Here is a 13164-nt window from a genome sequence, read left to right as displayed (position 1 = left end):
CCTTAGAAAACTAAGTATTTTTAAACTCTGTTATTAGATGTTAATTATAGTAGTTTTTTAATAATTTACATGATTTATTAAAGTTTTATGACTTTTATCTATCTCTAAATATTTGCAACCTTTTTATGATTGCCCAGATTATTCTATTCAAAATTTATCACATATAAAAAATAATACCCTTTATAATAAAATAATAAAAAAAAGAGATTAAACAATCAGTTTAATCCCTTTTTATAAATTTATATAAGCTTAATCATTTTCGTTTAACCATTCAGTTAGAACCTCTATATATTTATCATTTTCTTCAACAAATGGCATATGTCTTGAATATTCAAATAGTTCCCATTTACTATTAGGAATTCTATCATACATAGTCTTTGCAATATATGGTGAGCACAAATCTATCGCTCCACTAGTTACTAAACAAGGTTCCTTTATTTCATGTAATCTATCTGTAAACTCATATCCAGAAAGAGTACCTGTAGGAGAAAATTCATTGTATCCCCATCCTACAATATATGCTTCAGAACCAGACTTTTTAGGTCTTCTTAAACATTCAGGAGAATCTTCAGTTACTTCCCCTGCACAATACATCTCCATAAACTTTTCCAATGCATCATTATATTCTTTACTAGAGTAATCTCCAGTATTTACTGCATCAAGTAACGCCTTTTGGTCAGCTTCACTCATATATGATATTCTTCTTTTTTGTTCTTTTTCCCAAAGTTTTGCAGAAGAAAGAGTAGATGAAAGAATATATGACTTAATACCCTTTGGTTTATACTCAAGAGCATACCAAATAGCCTGCATACCTCCCCAAGACTGACCTAATAGATGAATTTCATCAAGCCCTAGATGTTTTCTTAGTTCGATAAGCTCTTTTATCCATGTGTCCGCATTAAATAGCTCCGGATGCCCTTCTACAAATGAATTACCACAACCAATTTGGTCATACATTATAACTTGTCTGCCACTTTCAGCTATCTTGTCTAATACTTCAAAGTAGTTATGTGTAGAACCTGGACCTCCGTGAAGTAGTACTAATGGTTTCTTTCCTTCTGTAGCTTCTCCTACTATACGATAATAGGTCTTAAAACCTTCAAAAGGCATGTATCCTTCAGTGATTTTCATGTTTATCTCCTCCAATTTGTCATTATGAACAATAATTAAGTTCATTAATAAGGCTATTTAAAACTTCTCATACATATTTAATTATGTATTTTTATATTTATACCTACTTTTATAAATAGTATAACATAAAAGTTAAAAATCACCATACCAAAGCAATTATAAAATCATATTAACTATATAATTTTATTTTTTGTTAATAATATTATATACATTTTTGACTATTTTCATTTGCTACAACTATTTTTATTTGCTATTATGATATGAAATAACAAAAAATAATTACATAATAAGGAGTATAAAATGAAAATCTTATTAGTTGAGGATGATTTAGAAATCAGCGAAATGTTAAGAACCTTTTTACTTTCTGAGGGTTTTGAAATCACTATTGCATATAATGGAGAAGATGCGTGTGTTAAGTTTGATGAAAAACAATTTGATATTATTTTATTGGATTTAATGATTCCTAAAATTAGTGGTATGGAAGTTATGCAATACATAAGACAGCGAAATATTGTTCCAATCATCATTATATCAGCTAAAGATTCTGATTCTGATAAAACATTAGGTTTAGGTTTAGGTGCTGATGATTATATTACCAAACCGTTTTCAGTTGCAGAAGTCTTAGCCCGTATAAAAGCCAATGTTCGAAGAACGCAACAATATTCTGCTATGTCAAACTTCACGCCTGTTATTGATAACAGTGTCCTTATATGCAGAGACCTAGTTATGAATTTGGATAATTACACTGTTCATAAAAATAAAAATAAAGTTGAACTTACTGCCAAAGAATTTGATATTTTAAAATTACTTTTACAAAATCCAAAGAGGGTTTATACCAAAGAGCAGATTTATTCACTAATCTGGAATGATGTATATTTTGGTGACGAAAATGCTGTCAATGTTCATATCAGCAGACTAAGAAACAAAATTGAAGATAATCCACGTTCTCCAAAATACATCATTACAGTGTGGGGAATTGGATATAAATTAGGAGGAGCATAATGAGTAGTTCAACGATTATTTTTTTTCTTTCTATTTGTGTAGTAATTTTAGTCATTATCGTTTTATACCAACAGTTCATTTTTCGAAAAGGAATACAAAAAAAGCTGAGGGAAATAAGCAATAGTCTGATAGATATCTTAGATACAAATAACGAAAAAAAAGTAATGATTTTTACAGATAATAAAGTTCTTATAGATTTAGTATCACAAATTAACCGCCTTTTGGAGGATTGTCAAAAAATCCGTGTAGACTTCCGACGTTCTGAAATTTCTTCAAAAAAAATGCTTTCTAATATATCCCATGACATTAAAACACCTATGACTGTCATATTAGGATATTTGGAAATCATACAACTAAATACCCACGAGGAAAATAAAATGCTTACAAAAGTAGAACAGAAAGCACAGAAAGTAATGGACTTGATTAATCAGTTCTTTACATTAGCAAAGCTAGAGGCTGGTGACACAGATATCGAGTTATTGAAAGTAAATATCAATGAATGTTGCCGTGAAAATATTTTAGATTTTTATGATTTACTTACACAAAAAAATTTTCAAGTGGCTATAGAAATTCCAGAAGAAATTATTTTTGTTCAAGGAAATAAAGATTCACTACAACGTATCCTATTCAATCTTATTTCTAATGCTATTAAGTATGGTTCAGACGGAAAATATTTAGGTATTTTTATCCATTCAGATAAAAAATATGTCTATATTGATGTTACAGACAAAGGAAAAGGTATTGAAAAGGCATTTGCTAAAACAGTTTTTGAACGTCTTTTTACAATGGAAGATTCCAGAAACAGAGATATTCAGGGAAATGGTCTTGGTTTAACAATTGCAAAAAATCTAGCCATTCAACTTGGAGGTGATATAATTCTGGATAGTGAGCCAAACATCCATACTACATTTACTGTCAAATTAAGAAAACTATCATATTAAAATATCTACGAAAGAAATTCGTAAGATTTACTTAAGAGTTTTGAAAATCTATTTATCTATAATAAAAATTATCTAAGAAAGGGGGACACTTAAATGTCATATATTTTACAAACAAATCATCTTACTAAAGCTATTGAAGAAAGGGTCATTGTCAGTAATGTCAACATTAATATTAAAAAGGGAGAAATATATGGATTTCTTGGTCCAAATGGAGCAGGTAAAACCACAATAATGAAAATGATTACTAATCTTTGGAAGCCCACAGATGGAACAATTGAGATTTTTGGTGAAAGACTTACTTCTTCATCTTATGAAGTTTTAAAACGTATGGGGAGTATCATTGAATTTCCTACATTTTATGATCATATGAGTGGCTTTGAAAACCTTAAATTACATTGTGAGTATATGGGATACTACAGCCCTAAAAGTATAGACAATGCATTAAAAATGTTAAATTTATCTGATGCATCTAACAAACCTGTTAAGAGTTATTCTTTAGGTATGAAACAACGTCTAGGAATTGCTCGTGCGGTTCTAAACAAACCAGAGTTGCTGATTTTGGATGAACCAACTAATGGTCTTGACCCTGCTGGCATAAAGCAAATTCGAGATTCGCTTAAAATGCTATGTACAGAATATGATATTACCATTATGATATCTACACATATACTTTCTGAAATTGAGAGTATTGCAGATACAATCGGTGTTATTAATCAAGGTAAAATGCTTAAAGAAATTTCTATGAAAGATATTTCAGAAATGAACACTACATATATAGAATTAAGTGTAAATGATATTAAGCGTGCTTCTTATCTACTAGCAGATAAATTGAATATAATTAATTTCAAGATTATAGATGAAAACAATATACGAATCTATGATAAGAATATTACAACACAAGATGTATCAAGAGAGTTAACGCTTGGTGGTGTAGATATAAGTGTTCTACATACAAAAATGGAGACTTTGGAAGATTACTTCCTGAAAATAACAGAGGGGGCTAATAAATAATGTTAAAGTTAATAAAATTAGAATGGAAAAAAATCATATAGAAAAATACATTAAAAATGTATTTATCTTAGCAATTATTCTTTGCCTATTTGTTTTTGCACTAGCATTTTTAGGAATTGCAAATGACCCTGAGTCTGGGATTCTTGATGCAGCTCCAGGAAATGATATTATATCTGCACCAATTGAACTTTTTACAAGTATGGCATTCTTAATTTTTACAAGTGTTATGCTATCTTCTTTTATTGTCAGTGCTTACAAAAACAAAACAATGAACCTAATGTTCTCTTATCCAATTAAACGTAAAAAAATTCTGCTTTCCCAAATATTAGCTGTCTGGATTTTTAATTTTGTGGCACTAATATTAACAAGACTTTTGATTTATGGTTGTATTTTATTAGGTTCTCAATTTATGACTTCTTCATTCTTAATAGATTTTAATATGGGAAGTTCGTTATTCTATGTACAACTTATTTTAAAGTCGATTGTACTTGTCAGTATGAGCTTTATAGCACTATTTATTGGTATTATTAGCAAATCATCAAAAGCAACAATTATTACATCCTTTTTGTTAATATTTTTAACCCAAGCAAGTGTAGGAGATTTTACACTGGCAAATAATATGCTCTTTCCTGTTATTTTAACAGTTATATCTTTAGTTTTCGCTTTTCTTTCTATCCATAATGCAGAAACTAAAGATTTGATGTAGATATATCAATAATATCTCAATTTACATTATATTTTTATAATCCAAGTGCTATTTATTGCTTTAAATTTTCACAAAAAACTTTCATAAAATAAAAATATATTGATTGTATTTAGCTAAATAGGGCAATAAAATAATTAAGTATAATTAATTACATTTCAAACCCCATTAGTTTTATGTTAAAATTATCTTTATTATATTTGTTTACAGGAGGTTTATATTTGAATAATATTAATTCACTTAAAGTAATAAAATTATCTCTTGGATGCTCTCTTGCTATATCTATTGCTTGGCTGTTAAAATTAGAATACTCAATGGTCGCTGGAGTTATAGTACTACTTACAGTAAAGGACACTAAAAAAGAAACTCTTAAAGGCTCTATTGGAAAGGTTTATGGCTTTCTTTTATGTACTATTTTTTCCTATTTATGTTTTAATATTTTAGGATATAATTTAACTTCATTTTCAATATTTATATTCATAATTATACCGCTTTGTTTTTTATTAAAAATTCAAGATGTTATTGCCATGTGTGTAGTAATCGCATCCCATTACTTCCTCCAAGGAGAAACATCTATTAAATGGATTTTAAATGAAGCTGGAATATTTGCAATAGGTACTGGAATAGGTGTCATAATAAATATGTATATTCCAACAAATATACATAAAATCTATGAAGTTCAAAAAAAATTACAAGAAGAAGTAAGTATTGTGCTTATAGATATTGCCGATATTATTGTAAATCCTAAAAAAGAAAATAGGTTCAGTAGAGATTTATATACCTTAAATTCACTTATTGATAATAGTATTTCTGAAACTTATGATAATATTAATAATACTTTATTAAGTGATACTAAATTTTTCTTAGAACATATGGATATTATAAAAAGCCAACGGGATATCTTAGAAAACTTGTATAGTTATATATCTCAACTAAATTCTACTCCACCACAAGCTCATATTCTATCTGCTTTCATACATAAGATAGGTTATACTGAATTTGAAGCCGAAACAGGGAATCTTCTTCTTGAAGAATTGGGCAGGTTAATGCTTAGTATGCAAAATCAACCTCTACCTGTTGATAGAACAGAATTTGAAAATAGAGCTATTTTATTCTTTTGCTTAACTGAATTAAAACAGTTTTTAATTAATCGTAGACGTGCTCAAGTTCTTAGAGATAATAATTTTTATAAATAGTATTATGAATCAAAAACAGGTAGATTATCTACCTGTTTTTGATTCATAATACTATTTCAAATTATATTTTAAAGTAAAAATACTACTATATTTTTCATATTTAAAATGAATTCACTATTTCTAATTATCTAGATTTAAATAATCTGATATATCATAAAAATGAATATTAAAAATTGTATAAACACCATTCTCTGAGTACACATCAATCTTATGCCCTAAATTATCCAACATCTTTTTTGCAAAATATAGTCCCATTCCAGTAGATTTATACAATCTATTCCTTCCATTTGTTCCTGTAAATCCTTTATCAAAAACTCTACATATATCCTCTTCATTTATACCAATGCCATAATCTTTTATAGATAACACTACTCCGTTTTCTAATGGTTTTGCATTAAATTCAATTTTACCAACTTCTTTTGAGTATTTTATAGCATTATTAATAATTTGGTCTAAAATATATGCTATACATTTAGAATCCGTGTAAACAGTATAATTTAAGTTGCTTAAATTAACTTCAATATTGTTTTTTATGAGTAAAAACGAGTTATTCTTTATAGAGGATTTTATTAATTTTTCTAAATTAACTTTATTCATAAATATGTCCTCAAACATACTATTACTTCTACTACTATATAAAATAGAATTTACTAAAAAGTTTATTTTTGCAATTTGATTCTTAATATCTATACTATCTTCTATATTATTTAATCTATCTGTAATTATACTCAAAGATGATATTGGAATCTTTATTTCATGAACCCATTTAGCTATGTATTCATCCAATTCTTTTAGAGATTGTTTATAATTTTTTGTATCATCATTGTTCTTTGATTTCAAATTTTCAATAATATCTCTTATGATATTTTCTTCAAAGGATTGTCCACTAATCAAGTAGTTGTCTATATCATCATTATTTTCTAAACACTTACATAAATCTTTATAGCTATTTTTAAAGTTTATATAATCTACAATAAAAAATACTATTATTATGAGTAAAGCTAAAAAATCTAAGTATATTAACTCTGCATATTGATTCTCAAATATATTTATAGCAAATAAGTAAATATTTATTATACTAATGATAATTAAAAAAAGTACAATATACTTGAATCTGTCTTTTAAATATTTTACTATCATTATATTGTATATCCTATTCCTTTTTTAGTTTTTATAAAATCATCAAACCCTAACTCTTTAATTTTACTTCTTAGCCTATTCATATTTACTGTAAGAGCATTATCTGTAACAAACTCATCATTATCCCATAAAGTCATCATAAGACTTTCTCTTAATACAACTTTATTTTTATTTTTTAATAATAAAGTTAAAATTTTTATTTCATTTTTAGTCAATTCTATATCTTTTTCCTTGTACTTGTTCTTTATGATTCCTTTTCCCACATCAAACATCAAATCTTTGTAGTATAGAACACTATTAGAGTCGCTATAATTGTAAGCTCTTCTTATTATCCCATTTATTTTGGTAACCAATATATCTATAGAAAATGGTTTTGTAATATAATCATCTCCTCCATTATTTATTCCCATTATTAAATCCATATCAGAATCTCTTGATGAAAGGAATATTATTGGAACATTTGAAACAGACCTTATTTTCTCACACCAGTAAAATCCATTATACAGTGGTAAATTTACATCCAAAAGTACTACATCTGGTTTTTTATCTATAAATTCTTCTAAAATCAGTTCAAATTTATCAATTACTTCTACTTTAAATCCCCATCTTTCTAATGCCAAAGCAATTTCTTTTGATAAATCAATATCATCTTCTATTAATAAAATTTTATACATTTATGTAATCTCCATTATTTTAATATTTTCTTATAATATAAATTATCTCTATCATATCATATTTTGTATACATTTATTAGTCAAACGACTTAGACCTAATTAATAAGGTGCTGTCTCAAAATAGATATATGCCTCTTTTTCATTTTTGAAATGATGAAAATATATTTGATTTTATACAAAAAAGAGTGCCTCATGAACTAAAAAGTTCATTTTGAGACACCCCCTTTGTTTTAATAGATTTGTTGATTAATTTTCGTATATTACCTTCTTAAACTTATTAACAGATACTGCTCCATATATTATAAATATTATTAAGCATATTACTAAGCTCAATATATATATACTAAATAAATCAGCCATTAATAAATTGCCTGCTAGTCTTAATGCAAAGTAACTTGATATTGTTGCACTTAACATTGGTAAAGTATAAAATATGGCTACTTCTTTAAATACAGCTTTATTTATCTCTTTTTCTGTAGTTCCTATCTTTAATAAAGTTTTATATTTATCTCTATCTTCATAAGCATCACTATATATTTTCATGTATATTATACTTCCAGCCACAAGCGTAAATACTAAAAATAAAAATACAAGCACTACATATGCAAATTTCATCCATTGACTTTCGTTCTGAGCTTTATATCCATTTCTCATGTAGCCACTTTGCATACTTAAATTTTTTTCAATATTATCAAACATCTTTTGGCTATTTTCTTCATCAGATACTTTTGCTCCATAGAAATATATTGGTTGTCCTTTGTCTTTTAACTTAGAGTAGATGTTATCATTCACTACTATAATACCGTCATTAATCCCTGTTCCTAATACTGGTACTTTTACTTCCCCTTTTGTAATATTATATACTTGTCCATCAATGTTCACACTGGTTTCTTTTTTAGCTAATGTTACTATCGTTTGAGGACTTTTTAACTGTATTACATTATTTCCTTTAACTAGTTTTTCGCCATACTCTTTTAATTCTTCCTCATTTCCATTTACTTTAAGAGTATTGTAAAAATCACTGTATTTCATTATTGTATTTAATTTATCATAATCATATTTGCTATCTGGATTTTCTAAAGCAATTAGTTCTGGATTTACTGAATACCTTATATTATTAGTGTCTTTGATTATATCTTCTATTTGTTTTCTGTTTACTTCATTTATATCTGTTGAAACTATACTAACAGTATATACATTTCTTTGTTCTTGAGCATTTTGTTGTAGATGTTTTATAGCAACTGATGCACCAAGGGTTGATATTGTAGTAGTTATAATTATAGCTATTATAGAGTAAGTTTTATAGTTTTTATTTAATCTGTAATTTATATTGTTTATAGCAATTATATTATTTCCATTAAATAATACTTTTTTATTTTTCATTATCATATGAAATACAACAGGCATAACTGATTTAAATAGACCATAAGTACCTATTATTATTATAACTATAACTGCCATTACACTAGTTATGTTTCCAGAGCGTATATCCATAGAAAGATAATAACCACATCCTAATACTAAAGTTGATATTATGGCTAATATGTATAATCCTATTCCTACTTTTGGTATTTTGTCTTGCTTCTTAGATGTGTTAATTAGGTTTATTACACTACTTCTACATATTGTTACAAAACCTTTTATAGTCATTATCATAAATATAGAAATAAATATCAAACTGGCATACATTATAGCTTTGATACTAAGCCCATTGGATACATTTATATCAAATCCAGATAATTTTATTATCACTACCTGGAAAAATCTAGATGTTATTATCCCTATAAGTATTCCTGTTATACAAGAGCTTATTCCTATAAGCATATTTTCTACAAAATATATTTTTCCTATAGTATATAAATCCAACCCCATAAAAGATAGTATTCCTATTTCTTTTGACCTATTTTTAAAGAATATATTTGTTGCATACCATATAAAGAAAAATAAAAATACTGATAATATTATTATTACAGATATTAACACTGATAATGTGAATTTCTGATTTTCTCCTTGCAATACATTTATCGCATCACCATATCTTAGTAATTCAAAATTAGTCAGTACAACTACTGAAAAGACCATAGATATAAAAAATGCCAAATAAGTTCTTATATTACTTTTAAAATTATTATAAGCAATCCCAAGTACACTCACTTACATTTCACCTCCCATAGAGGCCAACATATCCATAATTTTTCCATAAAATTCTTTTCTACTACTTCCTTTGTTTAATTTACACTTTATAGTTCCATCATTTATCATATATACTTCATTTGAATAACTTGCTGTTAGAGGGTCATGTGTAATCATTATAATAGTAGCATTATTTTCTTTATTTATCCTTTCTAATGAGTTTAAAAGTTCATAAGCTGATTTAGAATCTAAAGCACCCGTTGGTTCATCTGCAAATATTACTGCTGGGTTTGTAATTAGTGACCTTGCTGCTGCACCTCTTTGTTTTTGACCACCTGATAATTGGTATGGATATTTATCTAAATGATTTTCTAATCCAAATTTTTTGGCTATAGAAAATACCTTATCTTCAATTTCCTTACTTTTCTTTTTCCCTAACGCCAGAGGAAGTGCTATATTATTCATGAGTGTCATATTATCTAGTAAGTTATAGTCTTGAAATATAAATCCTATTTTTTCTCTTCTTAATTTCGATAGTTCATTATTTTTTACTTTCGATATATCAATCCCATCGAGTATTATTTCTCCTGAGGTTTGTTTGTCAAGCGTAGACATTAGATTAAGTAATGTTGTTTTGCCTGCACCTGATGGCCCCATTATTGCTATAAAATCACCTTCATTAACTGTAAGAGATATACTTTTTAGTACATTTGTTTTAAATCCTTTTATACCGTAATCTTTTGATATATTCTTTATTTTTAATATTTCTTTCATAATTAATAACCTCCGTTTGCTCACTTCTTAGTATATCTTCATTTTAAAGGTTTTGTACGGTTAAATCCTTATGTAAATATTACATTTTGCCTACCAATATTACACTTTTGTAACATAGAAAGCTTATTAATAAATATGTTTCTTAAATTTTTACTTATATTAATTTTTTAATGCTGAAAATGCCATTTCCTTATTAAATACTCATCATATATATTTATTTTATTTTTATATTCAATACTTCTAAATGCTTTGCTTATATTATTTTCTGTCATTTTAGATTTAAAATATAATTTTTAGCATCCTCAAAGTTATCAAATATTCTAAAATTGTTTGATTTATTTAACTCTAACATTAATTCTGAAAATCTTTTATTTATCTTATTTTCATCACTTCGCCAGAATGTAAAATCAACTTTCAACCACTTTGGTTCCAAGACATTTCTAAAAATATCACTAATTTTACTTAATGCAATTTCAGCATTAGGATATTTTATAACCTGTAACATTTGTAATCCCTGATATATGTTCTGTTGCTCCTCTTTAGATAACAATGATTTGTCGAGAGCATGTCCGTCTATTAGCGATATTCCCCCACCTGTTCCCTTTGTGGATATGATAGGTATTCCGGCAATAGACAGAGTATTGATATCGCGGTATATTGTTCTTGTTGATACATTAAAATAATTTGCCAATTCTTTAGCCGTTATATGTTCACGATTGACTATATAAAAAAACATTTGTACTAATTTCCTCCTTTCTGTTGCCATATGAAAACGCCACCTATAGTCTCTACTTAGGTGGCGTTATTCACTGGTTGGAAATCTATTTTTACTTGTTCTTATATGTTTGCCTTGGTCAAGTGCTGGAAGTAATATAACATCTCAAACCGTTGATTTTTTAATTCTATTTTCTCCAGTATAAAGTAATATTTAATTGTTATTTAATAATTGATATTTTCAAGCTTTAGTACCCTTTTTATACTGTTATCATCTTTAAAATTTATCGTTCTTTTACAGTCTTTTACTTTAAACTCAGGAATAGTTTTAAATTCTTCATCACATATTCCATCTTTGTTTAAATACATACAACTTGACATTCTAACTATTAAACCACTATTTTTTAACTCAAACAACACAGGGTCTATTCCTCCACCATCACCTCCAGTAGTTTCTCCTACTAAAGTTGCAAGCTTAGTCTCTTTACAAAACATAGAAAACGACTCTGATGATGAGTATACTTTTTCGTCTATAAGTAAGTATATATTACCTTGAAATTTTAAATCATTATTAGTATTTATAGTATAAGAAGTCTTTTCAAAATCACTAAAATTTTTTAAAGTTTCTTCTGGTGCATTTTTCTTTACACCTACTGGTAGATTTTCTATAGGCTCTAACTTTATATTTCTTGCATTGGTGTATTTTTTAACTATTTCATTATTATTTCTATAGAGTCTATAACCCTCTATTTTTATATCATTTTTTATAAGTTTAGATACAATTCCTTTCCAATATCTGTCACTTCCCCCTGAATTTCCTCTTATATCAATAATTAAAGCTTGATGTTTTTCTAAATTATTAATATAATCTCCTATAATTTTTAAATCCTTATCTATTGACCCATTTTGTGGCGACATTGCAGGTAAATACATGTATCCAACCTTGCCTTTAATTATATCTTCTAAAATTAGTTCTTTTTTCACAAAAATATCATTTGGCATTTTTATCTTAGTATTTATAGAATCATATCTATCTACAACTTTTTTATCATTAAGAAAGTCATACCAATTATTATTAGAGTATGATTTTTTAAAAAGTTCATATCGGTTTTTATTATCTATTAATTCAGTATGTTTATTGTTTAATTCAGATAATATAGATGACATTTTTTCTATAAATTCTTCATCACTTTCAGTATTTTTAATTCTTTTTATATACTTATCCTCATTTTCTAACCAGTCAATATTATTAAGTCTCTTATTTACATCTAAGTAAGGATACCCCGTTTTTATAACATTATATACATATTTAAAGTCATCTACCTTTTCTTTCTCAGATAGTTGCTTCTTTTGGGAATAAGTAGAATTACCTAGTAAAATTATAGATATACAAATAATTCCTAAAAACAATATTTTCTTTTTCATATAATTCTCATCAACTTTCCAGCTTCATATTTTAATATATTATATTATTATAAATATTTAGAGTAATACTTATATATTATATTTCATTATAATTTATATATCCATAAATATATTTTAAATTTATTATTCTATAGTTTTATCAAAGGAATTCTAATCTGTATTTATATATTAATAAACAAATTAATAATAACTTTTGCCACTAACTTTTAACTGTACACAATGTATTTCTATATAACAAAAAATATTTAGATATATATTTATATAATCTTTATTAGTGTAACCACTTATCTCATTATATATATATTTCTCAAAACTACTAA

General features: G+C 26.6%; 12 protein-coding genes. 5 read left to right on the top strand and 7 right to left on the bottom strand.

Translation table 11 applies throughout. From position 1 onward, the window contains the following. Positions 1-249: 249 nt before the first annotated feature. Entirely contained in the window at positions 250-1131 is an 882-nt protein-coding gene (pepI, locus tag KGF36_RS13125; RefSeq protein ID WP_227830051.1) for a proline iminopeptidase, read from the bottom strand. 300 nt (positions 1132-1431) lie between these two features. Between pepI and KGF36_RS13120 the strand changes: the two genes are divergently transcribed. The 5 genes from KGF36_RS13120 (at position 1432) to KGF36_RS13100 (ending at position 5984) form a co-directional block, all read left to right on the top strand. Next, on the top strand, positions 1432-2133 hold the full coding sequence (locus KGF36_RS13120) for a response regulator transcription factor (protein ID WP_227842829.1): 702 nt from the start codon (positions 1432-1434) through the stop codon (positions 2131-2133). Beyond that, positions 2133-3074, top strand: coding sequence for a sensor histidine kinase (locus tag KGF36_RS13115; protein ID WP_227842828.1), 942 nt, complete (start codon positions 2133-2135; stop codon positions 3072-3074). Before KGF36_RS13120 ends, KGF36_RS13115 begins: the two co-directional genes overlap by 1 nt. A 93-nt stretch (positions 3075-3167) precedes the next feature. Further along, on the top strand, positions 3168-4085 hold the full coding sequence (locus tag KGF36_RS13110; protein WP_227842827.1) for an ATP-binding cassette domain-containing protein: 918 nt from the start codon (positions 3168-3170) through the stop codon (positions 4083-4085). A gap of 22 nt (positions 4086-4107) precedes the next feature. Beyond that, positions 4108-4791 (top strand): ABC transporter permease, encoded by a 684-nt coding sequence (locus KGF36_RS13105; RefSeq protein WP_227842826.1) that lies wholly within the window; start codon positions 4108-4110, stop codon positions 4789-4791. A 218-nt stretch (positions 4792-5009) separates the two neighbouring features. Then, positions 5010-5984, top strand: coding sequence for an aromatic acid exporter family protein (locus tag KGF36_RS13100; protein WP_227830052.1), 975 nt, complete (start codon positions 5010-5012; stop codon positions 5982-5984). 120 nt (positions 5985-6104) lie between these two features. Here the strand turns inward: KGF36_RS13100 and KGF36_RS13095 are convergent, their stop codons facing one another. The 6 genes from KGF36_RS13095 to KGF36_RS13070 form a co-directional block, all read right to left on the bottom strand. After that, a complete protein-coding gene (locus tag KGF36_RS13095) occupies positions 6105-7124 on the bottom strand; it encodes a sensor histidine kinase (RefSeq protein ID WP_227842825.1) in 1020 nt (339 codons plus the stop codon). Further along, entirely contained in the window at positions 7124-7798 is a 675-nt protein-coding gene (locus KGF36_RS13090) for a response regulator transcription factor (protein ID WP_227850605.1), read from the bottom strand. The genes KGF36_RS13095 and KGF36_RS13090 overlap by 1 nt, the downstream gene beginning before the upstream one ends. Before the next feature lie 246 nt (positions 7799-8044). Next, positions 8045-9952, bottom strand: a complete 1908-nt coding sequence (locus KGF36_RS13085; RefSeq protein WP_227850604.1) for an ABC transporter permease — start codon at positions 9950-9952, stop codon at positions 8045-8047. Next, positions 9953-10705: an ABC transporter ATP-binding protein gene (locus KGF36_RS13080; protein WP_227838930.1), complete on the bottom strand. Its 753-nt coding sequence runs from the start codon at positions 10703-10705 to the stop codon at positions 9953-9955. A 268-nt stretch (positions 10706-10973) separates the two neighbouring features. Continuing rightward, positions 10974-11471, bottom strand: coding sequence for an HTH domain-containing protein (locus KGF36_RS13075; protein WP_227850603.1), 498 nt, complete (start codon positions 11469-11471; stop codon positions 10974-10976). A gap of 173 nt (positions 11472-11644) precedes the next feature. Continuing rightward, positions 11645-12844 (bottom strand): S41 family peptidase, encoded by a 1200-nt coding sequence (locus KGF36_RS13070; RefSeq protein WP_227850602.1) that lies wholly within the window; start codon positions 12842-12844, stop codon positions 11645-11647. Positions 12845-13164: the final 320 nt, after the last annotated feature.

This window comes from Clostridioides sp. ZZV14-6009 (assembly GCF_020658095.1).
In the GTDB taxonomy this organism is placed as follows: Bacteria; Bacillota; Clostridia; order Peptostreptococcales; family Peptostreptococcaceae; genus Clostridioides.
This window is presented reverse-complemented; position numbering and strand designations above follow the sequence as displayed.

What these genes read in the sequence shown, in the direction of transcription:
- KGF36_RS13110 (WP_227842827.1), top strand. Translation starts at nt 3,168, where the DNA reads ATGTCATATATTTTACAAACAAATCATCTTACTAAAGCTATTGAAGAA.
- KGF36_RS13115 (WP_227842828.1), top strand. Translation starts at nt 2,133, where the DNA reads ATGAGTAGTTCAACGATTATTTTTTTTCTTTCTATTTGTGTAGTAATT.
- KGF36_RS13105 (WP_227842826.1), top strand. Translation starts at nt 4,108, where the DNA reads ATGGAAAAAAATCATATAGAAAAATACATTAAAAATGTATTTATCTTA.
- KGF36_RS13095 (WP_227842825.1), bottom strand. Translation starts at nt 7,124, where the DNA reads ATGATAGTAAAATATTTAAAAGACAGATTCAAGTATATTGTACTTTTT.
- KGF36_RS13070 (WP_227850602.1), bottom strand. Translation starts at nt 12,844, where the DNA reads ATGAAAAAGAAAATATTGTTTTTAGGAATTATTTGTATATCTATAATT.
- KGF36_RS13080 (WP_227838930.1), bottom strand. Translation starts at nt 10,705, where the DNA reads ATGAAAGAAATATTAAAAATAAAGAATATATCAAAAGATTACGGTATA.
- KGF36_RS13090 (WP_227850605.1), bottom strand. Translation starts at nt 7,798, where the DNA reads ATGTATAAAATTTTATTAATAGAAGATGATATTGATTTATCAAAAGAA.
- KGF36_RS13075 (WP_227850603.1), bottom strand. Translation starts at nt 11,471, where the DNA reads ATGGCAACAGAAAGGAGGAAATTAGTACAAATGTTTTTTTATATAGTC.
- KGF36_RS13120 (WP_227842829.1), top strand. Translation starts at nt 1,432, where the DNA reads ATGAAAATCTTATTAGTTGAGGATGATTTAGAAATCAGCGAAATGTTA.
- pepI (WP_227830051.1), bottom strand. Translation starts at nt 1,131, where the DNA reads ATGAAAATCACTGAAGGATACATGCCTTTTGAAGGTTTTAAGACCTAT.